Below are 18,206 nucleotides of genomic sequence, written 5' to 3' on the forward strand. Positions count from 1 at the left end.
CCCGGCGGCTCCACGAACGGCCGCCGGCACAGCAAAACAGCGCCCGGCACACCGAGGCGCGCCGCACCGCTTCCGGCGGAGGCGGACAGAGTGGAGAAGACATGGTTTCTGGAAACGAGAGCGACGGCCTGAAGCGCGGGCTGAAGAACCGGCACATCCAGCTGATCGCGCTCGGCGGCGCGCTCGGCACGGGGCTGTTCCTCGGCATCGCGCAGACGATCAAGATGGCCGGCCCGTCCGTGCTGCTCGGCTATGCGGTGGCCGGCATCGTTGCGTTCTTCATCATGCGCCAGCTCGGCGAGATGGTCGTCGACGAGCCCGTCGCGGGGTCGTTCAGCTATTTCGCGAACAAGTACTTCGGCCACTTCACCGGCTTCCTGTCCGGCTGGAACTACTGGGTGCTGTACATCCTCGTCAGCATGGCCGAACTGTCGGCCGTCGGGATCTACGTGCAGTACTGGTGGCCGGGCGTGCCGACCTGGGTGTCGGCGCTCGTGTTCTTCGTCGTCATCAACCTGATCAACCTCACCAGCGTGAAGTCGTACGGCGAGACGGAATTCTGGTTCTCGATCATCAAGGTCGCGGCGATCGTCGGCATGATCGGCTTCGGCGGCTGGCTGCTCGCGAGCGGTCACGCAGGGCCGGAAGCGACCGTCCGGAACCTGTGGCAGCACGGCGGCTTCTTCCCGAACGGCGTGTCGGGCCTCGTGATGTCGATGGCCGCGATCATGTTCTCGTTCGGCGGGCTCGAGCTCGTCGGCATCACCGCGGCCGAGGCCGACGATCCGAAGCGCAGCATCCCGCGCGCGACCAACCAGGTCATCTACCGTATCCTGATTTTCTACATCGGCGCACTGGCCGTGCTGCTGTCGCTGTACCCGTGGGAGAAGGTCGTCAGCGGCGGCAGCCCGTTCGTGCTGATTTTCCATGCGCTGAGCAGCAATCTGGTCGCGAACGTGCTGAACGTCGTCGTGCTGACGGCCGCGCTGTCGGTCTACAACAGCGGCGTGTACTGCAACAGCCGGATGCTGTTCGGCCTCGCGCGGCAGGGCAACGCGCCGAAGGTGCTGTGCTCGGTGAACAAGCGCGGCATCCCGCTCGCGGCGCTCGGCGCGTCGGCGCTCGCGACCGGCGTGTGCGTGCTGGTCAACTACTTCATGCCGGGCAAGGCGTTCGAGGTGCTGATGGGCCTCGTCGTGTCGGCGCTGATCATCAACTGGGCGATGATCAGCCTGATCCACCTGAAGTTCCGCCAGGCCAAGCGTGCTGCCGGGGAGGAGACTTCCTTCCGCAGTCTGGGCTATCCTTTCACGAATTACCTGTGCCTGGCATTCATGGCCGGCATTCTCGTCGTGATGTACCTGACGCCGGATCTCCGCCTGTCGGTGTACCTGATCCCGGTATGGCTCGCGGTGCTCGCGATCGGGTATCGCTTCCGTCAGAAGAATGCGGGCTTTGCGGTGCACGACGGCGCCTCCGCACGCTGACGCAGGCCACGACGACCCTTCTTCCAAACGAGACCGACTCAAGCCATGTTCGAACACATCGACGCGTACCCGGGCGATCCGATCCTGACGCTCAACGAGAACTTCCAGAAAGATCCGCGCGATCAGAAGGTCAACCTGAGCATCGGGATCTATTTCGACGCCGAAGGCCGGATTCCCGTGATGGGCGCCGTGCGCGAAGCCGAAACCGCGCTGCAGCGCGACAGCGGCCCGAAGCCGTACCTGCCGATGGTCGGTCTGGCCGCGTACCGCGACGCCGTGCAATCGCTGGTGTTCGGCGCCGATCACCCGGCCCGCGCGGCCGGCCGCATCGCGACGCTGCAGACGCTCGGCGGCTCGGGCGCGCTGAAGGTCGGCGCCGATTTCCTGAAGCGCTATTTCCCGGATTCGCAGGTGTGGCTCAGCGATCCGAGCTGGGAAAACCACCGCTTCATCTTCGAGCGCGCCGGCTTCACGGTGAACACGTACCCGTACTACGACGAGGCGACGGGCGGCCTGAAGTTCGACGCGATGCTCGCGGCGATCGACGCGCTGCCGGCGCGCAGCATCGTGCTGCTGCACGCGTGCTGCCATAACCCGACCGGCGTCGATCTCGACGAAGGCCAGTGGGAGAAGCTGATCGACGCGATCGAGGCGCGCGGGCTGCTGCCGTTCGTCGACATGGCGTACCAGGGCTTCGGCGCGGGCCTCGACGCGGACGCGTTCGCGGTGCGCGAACTGGCCCGCCGCGGCGTGCCGACGCTCGTCGCGAACTCGTTCTCGAAGAACTTCTCGCTGTACGGCGAGCGCGTGGGCGGCCTGAGCGTCGTCTGCGAAGACGCGGCCGCGGCCGAGCGCGTGCTCGGCCAGCTGGCCGGCGCCGTGCGCTCGAACTACAGCAACCCGCAGACCTACGGCGCGAAGGTCGTCGCGGCCGTGCTCGGCACGCCGGCGCTGCGAAAGCAGTGGGAAGAGGAACTGTCGGCGATGTGCCGCCGCATCGCGCGGATGCGCCAGTCGATCCACGACGGCCTGCGCGACCACGTGAGCGGCGAAGCCCTCACGCGTTACGTGAAGCAGCGCGGGATGTTCACGTACACGGGCCTGACCGAATCGCAGGTCGACGCGCTGCGCGAGGTGCACGGCGTGTACATCCTGCGCTCGGGCCGCATGTGCGTCGCGGGTCTGAACGATTCGAACGTCGGCATCGTCGCGGATGCGATCGGCAAGGTGCTGAAGAGCGGCGTCTGAACGCGGCGCGGCGACGCGCCACGATGCGGAACCGGCTGTGCCCCGTCGCGGGAACAGCCGGTTTTTTGTTGCGCGGCCGTCATGTGCGATGCCCGGCTGACGCACGGGCAGGCGCGGCGGTACGATCACGGGATCGTACGCAACACAGAGGAGCAGAGGAGCGACATGGGCATCCGGATCATCCAGCTCGGCACGCCGCGCGCGGCCGGCGAAGGCCTGCGGATCGGCACGGTGCGGCGGCCGCCGCGCGGCGTGCCGAAGGCGGAATTCGCGACGCGCAACTACTATGATGTATGGTTGCCGACGCTTTCGCCGAGCCCCGAACTCGTCGCGCAGGCGCAGGCCGCCGAAACCGACGCCGAATGGAAGGCGTTCAAGCGCCACTTCCGCGCGGAGATGGCGCACGGCGATCCGGCGAAGGTGCTGGATTTGCTGGCCGCGCTGTCGGCGACCACCGCGTTCTCGATCGGCTGCTACTGCGACGACGAGCGCCATTGCCACCGCAGCGTGCTGCGCGAGCTGCTCGCGGAGCGCGGCGCGGCGATCGAGACTGAAGCGGGCTGAAGCGGCGGCGCTGCCGCGCCGTGATCGTGCAGTGCAGCGAACCCGTTGACGTGGGTCAAGCGCGCGGTCGCGCGCGCCACTATGCTCTCGTCATGGAGCCATCACGACGATGACAAGCCGGCAGATGCACATTACTTTCCCGCCCGAACCGCCGGAATACTGCGCGCGCGACCTGGTCGTCGCGTTTTCGGCGCTGGTCGACGGGCGTTGCGTCCAGTGCGCGGTCACCGCCGAGGCGCTGGAAGACCATTTCGGCGCGCGGTCGCTGCTCGAACGCGATCTGCTGAGCGCATTCGACGAGCACCGGCCGGCCATCGAGGCGATGGCGCGACGCATGCTGGAGGAAATCGGCGGCCGGCCGGTGCTGCTGCACAGCGGGCACTTCCGGCTCGAAGGCTGATACCGCAGGAGGGCGCATGACACTGCAGGGCAACATTCACGAACGCGACTGGTCGGTCGAAGTGGAGACGCGCCCGTGCGAATCGGGCGAGTTCCGCTGCCGCGTGTCGGTCGAGCACGGCGCCGGCGCCGCGCGGTTTCATCATACGTTCGAGCACAGCCACGCGTATCCGACCGAGCGCGAGGCGATGATCGAAGGGTTGCGGGCCGGCATGACGTGGATCGAGATGAAGGCGTCGCAGGTCTTCAAGGTATGAACGGTCCCGCGCCGGCCAGGCGCGGGCAGACTATCGGCCGGCCGCGATCGAAAAATGCGCGCCGCGCCACGGGAAACACGTGCCGCCCGATCGTGAGGCGGCCGGCACATGCAAGGCGGTCGACGAGCGGGCGGCCCCGTCAGGAGAGACGACATGGGCGTGGGCATGCAGATCGCCTGCCTCGGATTCACGGGTTCGGCAGCCGTCGAGGCCGAAGCCGGCGCGCAACTGGTGCGGCTGGAACGGTTTCGCGCGTTGATCGACGGCTGCCATCTCGCGATCGAATCGCGCATGGCGGCCGATGGCGCCCGCCTGTACGACGTGCGGCTCGACCTGATGATGCACGACGCGGCGCTCACGTCGCTGCCGCCGTGCGTCGGCGCCGACGTGGACGATGCGCTGCGCCGCGCGTTCGCCCAAGCCGAACAGGCGCTGATCGCGTGGCAGGCGGGCGCAGCAACGGCGGCGCTGCGCGACGCGGAGACCGGCGACGCGATGCGGTGAGGCCGCGCGCCGGCGATCCGGCGCCGTGTGTCAGACCCGCGCGAGCGCTTGCGTGTCGATGATGCGCACGCGCTTGCCGCGCGTTTCGACGAGCGCTTCGCGATGGAACCGCGAGAACATCCGGCTGACGGTTTCGAGCTTCATCCCGAGATAGCAGCCGATTTCCTCGCGCGTCATCCGCAGATTGAATTCGGTTGCCGAATAGCCGCGCGCCTCGAACCGCGACGACAGGTTCAGCAGGAAATGCGCGACGCGCTGCTCGGCCGACATCGTGCCGAGCAGCAGCATCTGGCTCGATTCGCGGACGATCTCGCTGCTCAGCATCTGGTAGAGGAAGTGCTGCATCGGCTTCATCTCGCGGCACGCGGCTTCGAGCGCGCCGAACGGGATGATGCACACCACGCTGTCTTCCAGCGCGATCGCATCGCAGCAGTGCTGCCCGCCGCCGATGCCGTCCATCCCGAGCGTTTCGCCGGCGATCTGGAAGCCCGTCACGTGCTCGCGGCCGTCGCGGTGCATCATCACCGTCTTGAACGACCCCGCGCGCACCGCATAGATGCTCTGGAACGGATCGTCGGTGCGAAACAGTGCATCGCCCTGGCGAACCTGTCGCGTCGTGCAGATGATCGCGTCGAGGCGGCCGTATTCGGCGGCCGTCAGGTGCGGCGGCAGGCACATCGAGCGCATCGCGCAGGCCGAGCAGCGGGCGGCCGGATGCTTGGCGGCGTCGGCGCGCGCGGTGGGGCGCAGGGCAATCGTGGGCCGGGATACGACGGACACGTCGGCGGCGCAGGCGGTGGCGGTGGACATGAGTCGCTCCGGCTCGTCAGGGGCGGTGCACGCGAGCGTGCACCAGGGATTCGATGACACGGCACGCGGCGTCGAATTCGACGGTCTTGTCGAAGAAGTAGTCGGCTCCCGCCGTCGCGCATGCCTCTCTGAATGCCGGCGCCGAGTGGTTCGTCAGCACGATCGTGACGATGCGCGGCGCGGCCTTCGACAGCATCCCGATCAGGTCGAGACCGCTGCCGTCCGCGAGCCGCACGTCGACGATCACCACGTCCGCGCGACTGCTGCGGATCTGCGGCCACGCGTCCTGGCCGTCTTCCGCTTCGCCCACGACGACCACGCCGCGGATCGCGCCGACGAGCAGCGCGATCCGCTGGCGGACGGCCACAGCGTGATCGACGAGGAACACCCTGAGCGCGGCGGGTGACAGGCTGGCATTCATGCCGGCAGTATCGTGTTGCGCCGCCGAAATTGAAATCGGCCGAATTGGAACTTCGTGTAGGCCGCTTCGACGCGGTGTAGGGCGTTTCCTACACCGCGTACGGGAAATCGCCGGCGTGGCCGCGGGCGATGCGATGCCGCGCGAGCGGCGCCAGTGGTTGCGCGGCCGGGTCAGCCGGCGCCGCGCTCGGCCAGCGCGTCGCGCGCGGTGCGGCACGCGGCCAGATCCCACGCGGCGCAGCCGACGCTCTTGAACAGCAGCGGGCCGCCGCGGGCGAATGTGCCGTTCAGCACGTCGGCGAGCGACGCGACGTGCTGCCAGTCGACCTGCGCGACGATCAGGTCGCCGGCTTCGTGGCGCGCGCCGGCCGGATCGTCGACGACGAGCCGGCTGCCATGCACCGTGCTCGCGTCGATTTCGGCGGCATCCGCGGTGAACGCGCCGACGCCGACCACGAGCCGGCCTTCGCGCGCGGCGTCGCGGTAGACGGGCGTGCGGCTCGTCGTCAGCGTGACGACCACGTCGATCGCATCGGGAACCGCGTCGCCGTCGAGCGGCGCGAGTCGCGGCGCATGCGTGCGATGGGCGGCGCAGAAGGCGGCCGCGCCGACCGCGCTCGTGCCGCGCACGTGAAGGCGCGCCTCCGGAAAGATCGCCGCGAGCGCTTCCGCGTGATTGGCCGCCTGCTTGCCGGTGCCGATCAGCAGGATGTCGCGGGGCGCGGCGCCATGCAGCGCCTGGATGCCGAGCGCGGTGATCGCCGCCGTGCGGCGGCCGGTGACGGTCGGCCCATCGAGCGCGAAGCGCATGGCTCCGGTGGTGGCGTCGTACGCGGTGACCTGGCCGAGGATCGTCGGCAGCCCGCGCGCGCCGTTGCCGGGGCACACGTTCACGAGCTTGTGGCTCGCCAGGTCGTGCGCGCTCGACGGCATCGACAGCATCACGCCGCCGCCTTGCAGCGGCACGACCAGGCGTTCGGGGCTGACGATGTCGCCCGCCGCATACTCGGCGACCGCTTGCCTGAGCGTGGCGAGCAGCGCCGGGTAGTCGAGCAGCGCGGCCGTATCGGCCGCGTCGAAAACGGGAATGGGGGAAATGGCGGTCATCGTGTCCGTCGTGGGCGTCGGTGAGCGTGAACGGCGGACGCATGCCGCGCCCGCCGCAGGTCTGCCGGATACCGTGGCACAGGGCAGTGTGGATCGAATCTATACCACTTGCTGGCACGCCCGCAACCCAGAAAATAAAGCACTTCGTGGATTTTGGTTCTAATATCTGGCCAGAAGGCTCGCCGCTGCCGCGCTGTCCGCGCCGCTCCGGTATAGTGCGAACCCATTCCAGATCCACGCCCGCGAACGGGCAGGAGCCACACGATGATGTCCGCGCGTCCCGACTCACTCGAAGGCGGTTTCAGGCCGCTGCAGATCTACGAGCAGGTAGCCGAAAAGATCCGCGACGAGATCCGCGCGGGGCGCTACGCGGCCGAATCGCGGCTGCCTTCCGAACGCGAGCTCGCGGCGCTGTTCCAGGTCGGCCGGCCGGCCGTGCGCGAAGCGCTCGGCGCGTTGCAGAACGAAGGGCTCGTGTTCACGAAGCGCAATTCCGGCACCTACGTCGTCGCGGCGCCGCTCGACGTGCTCGCGCAGCGCGGCGATGCGCACACGGCGTCCGAGGCCGACTTCAGCCCGACCTCGACGCTCGACGTGCGGCTGATCCTGGAGCCCGCGATCGCGCGCCTCGCGGCCGCCCATGGCCGCGCCGACCCCGGCGCCGAGCGCTATCTCGCGCAGATGGAAACCATCACCGACGTCGACGATCCGCATCAGCGCGCGCTGTGGAACGAGAGCGACCGACTGTTTCACCGGCAGCTCGCGCTGATGACCGGCGATGCGCTGATCGTGAAGATCGCGGACGAAGTCGCGAAGACGATGGACCAGCCGCTGTGGAAACGGCTGAAGGACGACGGCATCTACGACGCGGGCCGGATCCGGCTCTACGTGTCCGAGCACCGGCTGATCTACGAGGCGATCGTGTCCGGCGATGCCGACGCGGCCGCGTTCTATGTCGAACAGCACATTCGCCGCGTGCGGCGCGATATCTCGCCGAAGTAGTACGCCTGCGCGCGCGTTCGTTCTGGTCTTTAACGTGACCAAAACATCCGGAATTATTTTGAAATTGCTTGCACCGTGACCATGCGTGTCCTACATTGGTTTCACAAAAAACCAATCAGGAGACATCATGCGACACCTCATGACCGCGCTTTCGGTGGCTATTGCCGCCGGCGCGCTGACTTCCGCGCACGCGCAGGAAGTCGTGATGATCGGCCATTCGGCGCCGCTGACGGGCCCGCAGGCCGCCAACGGCAAGGACAACGAAAACGGCGCGCGGCTCGCGGTCGACGAGCTCAACAAGGCCGGCATGAAGGTCGGCGGCAAGACCGTGACCTTCAAACTGGTTTCCGATGACGACCAGGCCGATCCGAAGGCCGGCGTGCAGGTCGCGCAGAACCTCGTCGACAAGGGCGTCGTCGCGGTGCTCGGGCCGTACAACTCGGGCGTCGCGATTCCGGCCTCGCGCGTGTATGCGAACGCCGGCGTGCCGATCCTGCCGGTCGCGTCGAACCCGGCGCTGACGAAGCAGGGCTTCAAGATCATCTTCCGGATCGGCGCGAGCGACGAGCAGCTCGGCGGCACGATGGCCACGTTCGCCGCGAAGACGCTGAACGCGAAAACCGCCGCCGTGATCGACGATCGCACCGCATACGGGCAGGGCGTCGCCGAGCAGTTCATGAACGTCGCGAAGGCGAACGGCATCCGGATTGTCGACCAGGAATACACGAATTCGTCGGCCACCGATTTCCTCGGCATTCTCACCAAGATCAAGGCGAGCAACCCCGACGTGATCTTCCTCGGCGGCTATGCGGCGCAGGGCGCACCGATGGCCAAGCAGATAAAGCAGCGGGGCTTGCGCGCGAAGCTGCTCGGCGGCGACGGCATCTGCTCGGCCGACATGGGCAAGGTCGCGGGCGAGGCGGCGTCGATCGTCTATTGCGCGCAGGGCGGTGTCGCGCTCGAGAAGACGCCGGCCGGCCGCGAATTCCTGAAGAAGTACCACGACGCGTATCACACCGATACGCAGGTCTACGGCGTCAATTACTACGACGGCGTGAAGCTGCTCGCCGACGCGATGGTCAAGGCCGGCACGACCACCGACAAGCCGAAGCTGATCGCGCAGCTCGCGAAGTCGAACTACGCGGGCGTCGCGGGCACCTATTCGTTCGACACGAACGGCGACCTGAAAGGCGCGCCGACGACCGTCTACGTGATCCGCAACGGGCTGCCGCAACCGTACGCCAAGTAACTGCCGCACCGGCCGTCACCGGACGGCGGCCGGCCGCCGTCCTTCGTTTCAACGCATTCCCATCGACCATGAAAATTTCCCGCTCCCTTTCCACCGTCGAAGTGCACACCGGCGGCGAGGCGTTCCGCATCGTCACGAGCGGACTGCCGCGGCTGCCCGGCGACACGATCGTCCAGCGCCGCGCGTGGCTCAAGGAGCACGCCGACGAGATCCGCCGCGCGCTGATGTTCGAACCGCGCGGCCACGCCGACATGTACGGCGGCTACCTGACCGAGCCCGTGTCGCCGAACGCCGATTTCGGCGTGATCTTCGTCCACAACGAAGGCTACAGCGACCATTGCGGACACGGCGTGATCGCGTTGTCGACGGCGGCCGTCGAACTCGGCTGGGTGCAGCGCACGGTGCCGGAGACGCGAGTCGGCATCGACGCGCCGTGCGGCTTCATCGAGGCCTTCGTCAAGTGGGACGGCGAACATGCGGGGCCCGTGCGCTTCGTCAACGTGCCGTCGTTCATCTGGCGGCGCGACGTGTCGGTCGAGACGCCGTCGTTTGGCACCGTGACCGGCGACATCGCGTATGGCGGCGCGTTTTATTTCTACGTCGACGGCGCGCCGTTCGACCTGCCGGTACGCGAATCGGCGGTCGAAAAACTGATCCGCTTCGGCGCGGAAGTGAAGGCGGCCGCGAACGCGAAGTATCCGGTCGTGCATCCGGAGATCCCGGAAATCAACCACATTTACGGCACGATCATCGCGAACGCGCCGCGCCACGCGGGTTCGACGCAGGCGAACTGCTGCGTGTTCGCGGACCGCGAGGTCGACCGCTCGCCGACCGGTTCCGGCACCGGCGGGCGCGTCGCGCAGCTCTACCAGCGCGGGCTGCTCGCGGCGGGCGACACGCTCGTCAACGAATCGATCGTCGGCACGGTCTTCAAGGGACGCGTGCTGCGCGAAACGACGGTCGGCGACATCCCGGCCGTGATCCCGGAAGTGGAAGGCAGCGCGCATATCTGCGGGTTTGCGAACTGGATCGTCGACGAGCGCGATCCGCTCACGTACGGATTTCTCGTGCGCTGAGCCGCGGCGCCGGTCGCGCTGCCGTCGCGTCCCCGTCGCGCGGCGTTCAGGTTGTCGTACCAGGCTTGGCGCGTCGTTCCGGTTGCGGAGCACGCGCCTTTTTTGCGTCGGCGCCGCCGCGAAACCGCACCACGCGTGCCGGCCCAACGCCGCCGCGGGTCGGCCGGCCGCGCGAGTTTGGTACGATGCAGCCTTTTCAGCCGAGCTCCACCCGCGTGAATCGCCGAAACATGTCGTCAGTGCGTGCCTTGTGTGCCAGATGGATCGCGCGCGCCCAACCTGTCGCGGCGGCCGCCGTCGCGCGGGTCAAGCCTCTCGCCGCCACCGGGTGGCACCATGTCCGCCACCCGACGCGCCGGGGCGTGCTGCTCACGGCCGCCGCCGTGCCGGCGCTGTTCGCGGTGTACGTGGTCGTGCTCATCCCGTTCACGCCGGGCATCGGCGACATCCGCAAGGCGCGCGTCGACCAGCCCGCGCAGGTACTGTCCGCCGACGGCAAGCTGCTGACCGAATTCAAGCCGTCGAACCGCGAATGGGTGTCGCTCAAGCAGATTTCGCCGCACATGGTCGACGCGTTGATCGCGACCGAGGATCACCGCTTCTACGCGCACCACGGCCTCGACTGGAAGCGCACGGCGTCGGCCGCGCTGCATACGTTCTCGGGCAGCCGCCAGGGCGGCTCGACGATCACGCAGCAGCTCGCACGCAACCTGTATCCGGACGAGATCGGCCGCGCGCCGACGCTCACGCGCAAGGTGAAGGAGGCGATCACCGCGCTGAAGATCGAGGCCGTCTACAGCAAGGACCAGATCCTCGAGACCTACCTGAACACGGTGCCTTTCCTGTACAACGCGTACGGGGTCGAGATGGCCGCGCGCACCTATTTCGACAAGTCGGCCGACGAACTCGACGTGCTCGACAGCGCGACGCTCGTCGGGATGCTGAAGGGCAACAGCTACTACAACCCGGTGCTGAACCCCGAGCGCGCGCTGCAGCGGCGCAACACGGTGCTCGGCCAGATGGTCAAGTACGGCAAGCTGTCGCCGGCGCAGTTCGCGCAGTTGCAGCGCCGGCCGCTGCGCATCGACTTCGAGCGCCAGAAGGAGCCGCCCGGGCCGGCGCCGCATTTCGCGCAGCAGTTGCGCAAATGGCTGATCGCATGGGCCGACCGCAACGACTACAACATCTACTCGGACGGGCTGATCGTGCGCACGACGATCGACTCGCGCCTCCAGCAGATGGCGACGCAGGCGCTCACGCTGCAAGGCAATCAGCTGCAGGGCATCGCGAACAACGCATGGAGCGGCCGCGACGGCTGCGGCACCGACAACGAGGTGTTCCGCACCTTCATGCGCGAATCGCCCGAGTACAAGGCCGCGCAGGACGCCGGCAAGGACGACGCGGCGGCGATGAAGCTGCTTGCGGCCGACCGCGGCTTCCTGCACGCGCTGTGCAAGGCGAAGACCGACGTGCAGGCCGGTTTCCTCGCGATCGATCCGCGTGACGGGCAGATCCGCGCGTGGGTCGGCAGCCGCGACTTCACCCGCGAGCCGTTCGACCACGTCGCGCAGGCGCGGCGCCAGCCGGGCTCGACGTTCAAGCCGTTCGTCTATGGCGCAGCGTTCGCGAGCGGGATGAAGCCGGACGACACGTTCATCGACCAGCCGGTCGAGATCCCTTTGAAAGGCGGCGAGATCTGGCGGCCGAACGACGACGTGCCGCCTACGGGCAAGCCGATGACGCTGCGCGATGCCGTCGCGCTGTCGCGCAACCGAATCACCGCGCAGGTGATGGAGAAGGTCGGACCCGCGGCCGTCGCGCGGCTCGCGCGCGACATGGGCGTGCGCGAAAGCCCGCTCGAACGCGTGCCGTCGCTCGCGCTCGGCACGAGCCCGGTCACGCTGAAGGAAATGGTCGCGTCGTACGCGACGATCGCGAACGGCGGCCTGTACGTCGAGCCGCAGATGGTGACGCGCATCGAGAACCGCCAGGGCGACGTGCTCGCCGAATACGCACCGGCGCCGCCCGAACGCGCGCTCGATGCCGAAACCGACAAGACGCTGCTCGACGTGATGCGCGATGTCGTGACGCGCGGCACGGGCGGCAGCATCCGCACGCGTTTCGGCATCCGCGGCGACGTGGCCGGCAAGACCGGCACGACGCAGGACAATGCGGACGGCTGGTTCATCCTGATGCAGCCGGGCCTCGTCGCCGGCGCGTGGGTCGGATTCGACGACGGCCGCGTGACGCTGCGCAGCGATTACTGGGGGCAGGGCGCGCACAGCGCGCTGCCGATCGTCGGCGATTTCTTCCAGCGCGCGCAGCGCGCCCGGATCGTCGATACCAAGGCGAAATTCGATACCGAGCCGTCGCCGGGCTGGTTCGCGTCGCTGCGCGAGCGCGCGACCGACCTGTTCGACACGTGGTTCCCGCCCGAGCCGAAGAAGGCGCCCGCGCCGGTCAGGACGCAGCGTATCGAGCGTCCGGCCGAGGTCGACGAGGGCGCGGCGTCTGCGGCTTCGGCTGCCTCGGCGCCGGATGCGGCCTCCGGCGGCATCGTCGAGGAATGGGTGCCGGCGTCCGAAGTGGCCGCATCGGCCGCGGCGCTGTCGTCGGGCGCATCGCAGCCGCAGCCCGCGCAGCCGCCGGCAGGCGCCAGTGCGACGAGCGGAAGCAGCGCCGGTATCGGCGTCGCTCCTTCGGCCGTGCCGGCTCCGCCGTCGCCGGTGCCGGCCGCGCCCGATGCGACCGGCGCTTCGCAGTAACGAAGCCGTTCAGATTCCGCGCGATGCTGCCGTAATCAAGTTGTCACGACAGCTCGCGCGGCCGCTCCGCGCTTCTCCGATGAGGCTTTCCGCCGACTACGTCGCGCTCGTGCGCGACGATCTTTCAGCCGACGTCCCGCTCGGCTTCGATCTCTATGACGCCGACGGCGCCGCACTGCTGCCGGCCGGCACGACGCTGCGCGACCCGACGCAGCACGCTTTCCTGTTCGACCATTTCCGCCCCGTGCGCCGACGCGATGACGCCGGCACCGATCCGCGCATGCCCGCGGCGGCGGCCGCGCCCGCCACACGCATGGGTTTGTCAGAGGGGACCGCGATCGGCATTCGCCGTCGGGTCGGTACGACGCGCGCGCTGCAGCGCTGTCGGCTGATCGGCGTCGGTACGTCCGGTGCGCTGTTCGTCGAGCCGCAGCATGCCGCCGTGCTCGACTTCGCACGCGGCGACGACATCGAAGCGGTGGCGATCGGTCGTGCCGCGGTGTCCCGTTTCGGCGCAACGGTCGACTCGGTGCAGGCGTCGGGCGCCGCGCCGTTCATGATTCTGTCGCCGCCCGGTTTCGTCGACCGGCTGCGCACGCGCGCGGAGCCGCGCGTGCCGGTGCGCATCGCGGCCTGCTGCAGCGGCGCAGCGGAGGGGGCGGAAGGCCTCGGGGTCGTGCACGACATCAGCCTGAGCGGGCTGTCGATCGCCGTGGACCGGCCGATCGCGGCGGCCGGCGAGCCATTACGCGTGCTGCTTCCGTACGAAACCGGCGGCCGTATCGAGCGGCTGGCGCTCCATGGCACCGTGCGGGCCGTGCATACCGACCCGGCGATGCCCGCGTTGACGCTGCATCATGCGGCGTTCGGCGACATCGATGCCGACGACTTCATTCGCCTCAAGGCGCTGCTGTTCGACAGGCAGATGGCGTCGGCGGAGACCGACCGCGTGCGTTGAACGTGCGGCCGGAGCGTGCCGGCTCACCGTATCGCAGCATTCGGTGCGGGAACGCCGATAATCGTCTGATGAAACGACTTATTCCCGCTCGATTGTATGGTTTCGGTCAACAGTGAATTTGCGATTTAAGTATTTACCCTGATAGCCGGCCCTCCTAGACTTCTACTCATACGCAACGACCTCGAGTCCGAAGCGCCTGACAAAACAATCCTGGAGGTAACGCATCATGAAATCGCTGATCAAGGCAGTTGCACTGGCCGCCCTGGTGGCCGCACCGGTCGTCTCGTTTGCCCAATCGAACCAGCAGCCGTTGACCCGCGCGCAAGTGCGCGCCGAGTTGGTCCAGCTCGAAAAGGCCGGCTACAACCCGAACGACTGGATCAACTATCCGGAAAACATCCAGGCCGCCCAGGCCAAGATCGCCGCCGCGCAGAACGCCGGCGCGCAAGCCGACGCAACCGGCTACGGTTCGAACCCGGTCGCGACGTCGCAGTCGGGCCAGCGCGCGGTCGTGCCGGCCGTGAGCGACCGCTCGTCGGTGTACTTCGGCCACTAAGCCAGCCGTTGTCTCGCGGCTGTGAAGGCCGCGGCCGAAGCCGTATCGAGAAAGCCCGCACGCGTATCGCGTGCGGGCTTTTTCAATGGTGCGTAACGATGCGATGCTTTCGCCATCGGGAAACACGGCAACCGGCGAAATCACGCGCCGCGGGCGTCGGCCCGCCCCCCGCTGACAATCCGCCGCGCGTGCGCTAGCATCGCGGTCGACGTCGCCGCGGGTAGCGCGGCCAATCCACACGGGGCGCAGCAAGGCACCGGGTGCCACACTTCAACGAACAACAAGGAGCATCCATGCGTGTCATGACCGGTCTGCTGGGCTTGCTGGCGCTGGTGACGAGCGTCGCCCATGCGCAGGCGAATTGTGCGGACGCGACGGATCAGGCGACGATGACGGCGTGTGCCGATCGCGCGTACAAGAAATCCGACGGGGAGCTGAACCGGACCTACCAGGCTGTCACCGCGCGCCTGCGCGACGTGCAGCCCCTTGCCGACAAGCTCGTGAACGCGCAGCGCGCGTGGCTCGCGTATCGCGATGCCGAATGCCACTTCTCGAGCGCGAATGCCGAGGGCGGCAGTGCGTACCCGATGGTCGTATCGACCTGCCTCGACGATCTGACGAAAGTGCGCACCGAAACGCTGAAGGGCTATCTGTCCTGCGAGGAGGGCGACCTCGCGTGCCCGGTGCCCGCGAAGTAACGATCAGGCGCGGGCCCGGCCGGGTCCGCACGACGCCGGCTAGACGTCGTCCGTTACACGTCGTCCGTTTCGTCGAGCAGCTTGTGCCGCATCGCATAACGCACGAGCGCCGCTTCATGCGGCATCTGCATCTTTTCCAGGATCCGGGTCTTGTAGGTACTGACCGTCTTCGCGCTCACGCACAGCGCATTCGCGATCTCGGTCAGCGTCTGGCCGGCGGCGATCCGTCGGAACACGTCGAATTCGCGGTCGGACAGCCGCTGGTGCGGCAGTGTTTCGGCCGGCTCGTTCAGGCTCTGCGCGAACTGCTCGGCCATCGAGAGGCTCACGTAGACGCCGCCCGACGCCACTTTCGTGACCGCGCCGACCAACTCCGCGCTCGCGCTTTCCTTCGTCAGATAGCCGGATGCGCCCGCGCGGAACGCACGTACCGCGTATTGCTGCTCCGCGTGCATCGTCAGCACCAGCACGCGCAGCGCGGGTTTCTCGTCCTTGATCTGCTTGATCAGCTCGACGCCGTTGCGGCCCGGCATCGACAGATCGAGCACGAGTACCTGCGCGGGCGTCGCACGCACCAGCGCGATCGTCGACGGGCCGTCGCAGGCTTCGCCGGCCACCTCGAATCCGGTGGCGTTCTGGAGGATGTGCCGCAGACCGTCGCGTACGAGCGTATGGTCGTCGGCAATGAGCACCTTGATCATGTGATGAGCGTGTCCTGTTGAACGGTGGCGAGCGGAAACGCGACGGTAATCGAAAAGCCGCGCGCGAGTGCGGTATCGATCGTCACGGTGCCGCCCAGCATGTGTGCGCGTTCGCGAATGCCGATCAGGCCGAACGACTTGTCCTCGTGGGCCGGACCGCCGGGCGCCGCGCCGCGGCCGTTGTCCGCGACGCGCAGCACGCAAGAGCCTTCCTCGATGTCGAGCCGCAACGCCACGCGCGTCGCATCCGCATGGCGCGCGACGTTCGTCAGCGCCTCCTGGACGATGCGGAACAGCGTGGTCGCGCCCGCGCTGGTGAACGTGAGGCCGCCCGTTTCGATGTGGTGCTCGACATCGATCCCGTAGCGGTTCGTGAAATCGTTCGCGAGCCATTCGATCGCGGGCACGAGGCCGAGATCGTCGAGCATCACCGGCCGCAGGTCGGCCGCGATGCGCCGCACCGACGCGACCGTCGCGTCGATCAGCCGCCGCATGCCTTGCAGATGCGACTGCACGCCTTCGTCGGGTTGCGCGAGGCCGGGCATGCGCAGCTGCTGCTCGACCACCGACAGGTCCATCTTCAACGCGGTGAGCTGTTGCCCGAGGTCGTCGTGCAGCTCGCGCGCGATGCGGGTTTTTTCCTCTTCGCGCACGTTCTGCAGGTTCGCGGACAATTCGCGCAATTCCTCGCGCGATTGCTTCAGCGCGTTCTCGGCCCGCTGCCGCTCGGTGATGTCGCGCAGCATCACCGTATAAAGCTTGCCCGACGCGTCGCGGATCTGCGAGATCGACGCTTCGATCGGGAATTCCTCGCCGTTGGCCCGCAGCCCGAACAGCACGCGCTGGCGGCCCATCTGCCGCTCCGACACGCCCGTCACGCCGAACTGGTCCACGTGCTTCCCGTGCGCGGCGCGGAACCGCTCGGGAATGAAGCGCGACAGCGGCGCGCCGATCGCCTCCATCGCGGACACGCCGAACACCTGCTCGGCCATCGGATTGAAGATCACGACCGTCTGCTTCTCGTCGATCGTGATGATCGCTTCCATCGACGAGCGGATGATGCCCATCATCCGCGCCTCGTTGAGGATGCCGCGGCTGCTTGCGCCGGCATCGGCGCGCCCGCGCAGCAATGCATGGACGAGCGCCGCGAACGCGAACGACGCGATCAGCCCCGCGGCGAGCACGATGCCGGCCGCACGCTGCGCGCCGGTCGCGCTCGGCCGGCCGTCCGCGGAATAGGCGAGCGTCAGCGCGGTGCCGCCGAAATTCAGCACATCGGTGCGCCGCATCAGGTCGGGCGACGCCGACGCTTCGTCGGTCGTCGTCTCGATGCTGACGATCGCGCGCGAATCGCCGCCGGCGGTCATCCACAAGTCGATCCCGCGTTCCGCGTCGAGCGCGCGCTCGACCAGGCGCCGCGGGCTCAGCGCCGCGAACAGCATCCCGTCGGCGCCGGTTTCGCGCGTGCCGGACGGCTTGATGGCGGCGCCCGGGGAGGTCGTCACGGGCAGGAACAGCGTCAGGGTACGGGCGTCGCGGGAGGTGTCGTCGTCGGCAGGGTGGACGCCGAGCGCGATATCGCCGGTCCGCAGTGCGCGCGCGAGCGGCGCCGCGTCGGACGCGCCGAAGCGCACCACCGGTGAGCTCGAGGCGGGGGCGCTGAGCGTCGCTGCCGCGAGCGGATCGGCCGGCAGCGGCTTCGTGCCGGCCAGCGCGCCGCGCGCCGCGGGCGTCAGCGGCGCATAGCCGATCTGCCGGACCGGCGAGCGGCCGCTGTCGAGATCGAGCGTCTCCGCATACCGGCGCCATTGGCCGGGCGTCATGTCGGGGACGAGGCCGAACGCGCCGCGCGCGCTTTCGAGCACGGCGCCGCTGGCCTGCAGCTCGTGGCGCAGCATCGCGGTCACGTGCGTCGTGCGGCGTTCGAAACGCGTATGAACGGCGCCTTGCCACTGCTCGCGCACCAGCAGCGCGACGCCGAGCGACAGCACCGCGCCCGCGCACAGCGCAGCGACGCCGGCCGCGAACGGCTGGCGTAACATGGTCTGGAGGTGCGTGGGCCCTCGGGCGTCACGCGTCGGGGTTCCACTGGCGGTCATTCGAAGGCCATTCTGTTATTCGGGCTACCCGGGGCACTCGGGCAGCGCGGCGAAACCAGGAAAACTCGCACCGGCTGCGTGCAACGACTATTTTCAAGATGAAATTGTGCGCGTTTTACACATTTTTTGTAATGGGGTCGGTTGAAATTGCGGCAAACAGGGGGAAGAAGATGGACGCGCCGGCCGCGCTTGACGCGCGTCAACGCGCGCGTCGGCCCGTGGGGCAGACTGTTCGGCAGGCAAGCCGGCATCGGGCCGGCTTGCGGTAACGGGTCGTGGTGGCGCAGTGCGCGACGCCCGCCCGGT

At 68.2% G+C, this 18,206-nt stretch carries 18 protein-coding genes; 13 read left to right on the forward strand and 5 right to left on the reverse strand.

Annotated elements, in window-relative coordinates; all coding sequences use genetic code 11:
* Positions 1–101 precede the first annotated feature (101 nt).
* The 6 genes from HWX09_RS00325 to HWX09_RS00350 all read left to right on the forward strand — a co-directional run bounded on the left by HWX09_RS00325 (position 102) and on the right by HWX09_RS00350 (position 4,459).
* Positions 102–1,487, forward strand: a complete 1,386-nt coding sequence (locus HWX09_RS00325; RefSeq protein WP_027782986.1) for an amino acid permease — start codon at positions 102–104, stop codon at positions 1,485–1,487.
* Positions 1,488–1,532: 45 nt separating this feature from the next.
* A complete protein-coding gene (locus tag HWX09_RS00330) occupies positions 1,533–2,735 on the forward strand; it encodes an amino acid aminotransferase (RefSeq protein ID WP_027782987.1) in 1,203 nt (400 codons plus the stop codon).
* Positions 2,736–2,900: 165 nt separating this feature from the next.
* Entirely contained in the window at positions 2,901–3,299 is a 399-nt protein-coding gene (locus tag HWX09_RS00335) for a DUF488 family protein (RefSeq protein WP_027782988.1), read from the forward strand.
* Between the two features lie 109 nt (positions 3,300–3,408).
* Positions 3,409–3,699, forward strand: coding sequence for a DUF1488 domain-containing protein (locus tag HWX09_RS00340; RefSeq protein ID WP_027782989.1), 291 nt, complete (start codon positions 3,409–3,411; stop codon positions 3,697–3,699).
* 16 nt (positions 3,700–3,715) lie between these two features.
* Positions 3,716–3,955 carry a hypothetical protein gene (locus HWX09_RS00345; protein WP_027782990.1) on the forward strand — a complete coding sequence of 80 codons (240 nt, stop codon included), beginning with the start codon at positions 3,716–3,718 and terminating at the stop codon, positions 3,953–3,955.
* Between the two features lie 153 nt (positions 3,956–4,108).
* Positions 4,109–4,459 carry a hypothetical protein gene (locus tag HWX09_RS00350; protein WP_027782991.1) on the forward strand — a complete coding sequence of 117 codons (351 nt, stop codon included), beginning with the start codon at positions 4,109–4,111 and terminating at the stop codon, positions 4,457–4,459.
* A gap of 30 nt (positions 4,460–4,489) precedes the next feature.
* Here the strand turns inward: HWX09_RS00350 and HWX09_RS00355 are convergent, their stop codons facing one another.
* From HWX09_RS00355 to lhpI, 3 genes are all read right to left on the reverse strand, one after another.
* Positions 4,490–5,269, reverse strand: a complete 780-nt coding sequence (locus HWX09_RS00355) for a helix-turn-helix domain-containing protein (protein ID WP_027782992.1) — start codon at positions 5,267–5,269, stop codon at positions 4,490–4,492.
* 16 nt (positions 5,270–5,285) lie between these two features.
* On the reverse strand, positions 5,286–5,690 hold the full coding sequence (locus tag HWX09_RS00360) for a response regulator transcription factor (protein ID WP_027782993.1): 405 nt from the start codon (positions 5,688–5,690) through the stop codon (positions 5,286–5,288).
* A gap of 170 nt (positions 5,691–5,860) precedes the next feature.
* The gene (gene lhpI / locus HWX09_RS00365) at positions 5,861–6,796 is read right to left on the reverse strand and encodes a bifunctional Delta(1)-pyrroline-2-carboxylate/Delta(1)-piperideine-2-carboxylate reductase (RefSeq protein ID WP_027782994.1); all 936 of its coding nucleotides are present in this window, start codon (positions 6,794–6,796) and stop codon (positions 5,861–5,863) included.
* A 264-nt stretch (positions 6,797–7,060) separates the two neighbouring features.
* On the opposite strand from lhpI, the gene HWX09_RS00370 reads away from it, so the two are divergent.
* The 7 genes from HWX09_RS00370 to HWX09_RS00400 all read left to right on the forward strand — a co-directional run bounded on the left by HWX09_RS00370 (position 7,061) and on the right by HWX09_RS00400 (position 15,100).
* Positions 7,061–7,798: a GntR family transcriptional regulator gene (locus HWX09_RS00370; protein WP_027782995.1), complete on the forward strand. Its 738-nt coding sequence runs from the start codon at positions 7,061–7,063 to the stop codon at positions 7,796–7,798.
* A 127-nt stretch (positions 7,799–7,925) separates the two neighbouring features.
* A complete protein-coding gene (locus HWX09_RS00375; protein WP_175888549.1) occupies positions 7,926–9,047 on the forward strand; it encodes a branched-chain amino acid ABC transporter substrate-binding protein in 1,122 nt (373 codons plus the stop codon).
* Positions 9,048–9,115: 68 nt separating this feature from the next.
* Positions 9,116–10,123: a trans-3-hydroxy-L-proline dehydratase gene (gene lhpH / locus HWX09_RS00380; RefSeq protein ID WP_027782998.1), complete on the forward strand. Its 1,008-nt coding sequence runs from the start codon at positions 9,116–9,118 to the stop codon at positions 10,121–10,123.
* 185 nt (positions 10,124–10,308) lie between these two features.
* Entirely contained in the window at positions 10,309–12,888 is a 2,580-nt protein-coding gene (locus tag HWX09_RS00385) for a transglycosylase domain-containing protein (protein ID WP_027782999.1), read from the forward strand.
* 79 nt (positions 12,889–12,967) lie between these two features.
* Positions 12,968–13,846, forward strand: coding sequence for a PilZ domain-containing protein (locus HWX09_RS00390; RefSeq protein WP_027783000.1), 879 nt, complete (start codon positions 12,968–12,970; stop codon positions 13,844–13,846).
* 226 nt (positions 13,847–14,072) lie between these two features.
* Entirely contained in the window at positions 14,073–14,402 is a 330-nt protein-coding gene (locus tag HWX09_RS00395) for a DUF4148 domain-containing protein (RefSeq protein WP_027783001.1), read from the forward strand.
* A gap of 293 nt (positions 14,403–14,695) precedes the next feature.
* Complete coding sequence (locus tag HWX09_RS00400; protein WP_027783002.1) at positions 14,696–15,100, forward strand: lysozyme inhibitor LprI family protein; 405 nt, start codon at positions 14,696–14,698, stop codon at positions 15,098–15,100.
* Positions 15,101–15,153: 53 nt separating this feature from the next.
* On the opposite strand, the gene HWX09_RS00405 is transcribed toward HWX09_RS00400, so the two are convergent.
* Entirely contained in the window at positions 15,154–15,801 is a 648-nt protein-coding gene (locus HWX09_RS00405; protein ID WP_027783003.1) for a response regulator transcription factor, read from the reverse strand.
* On the reverse strand, positions 15,798–17,900 hold the full coding sequence (locus tag HWX09_RS00410) for a PAS domain S-box protein (RefSeq protein WP_027783004.1): 2,103 nt from the start codon (positions 17,898–17,900) through the stop codon (positions 15,798–15,800). The genes HWX09_RS00405 and HWX09_RS00410 overlap by 4 nt, the downstream gene beginning before the upstream one ends.
* Positions 17,901–18,206 lie beyond the last annotated feature (306 nt).

Origin of the sequence: Burkholderia sp. BCC1208 (assembly GCF_902833095.1) — a bacterium.
In the GTDB taxonomy this organism is placed as follows: domain Bacteria; phylum Pseudomonadota; class Gammaproteobacteria; order Burkholderiales; family Burkholderiaceae; genus Burkholderia.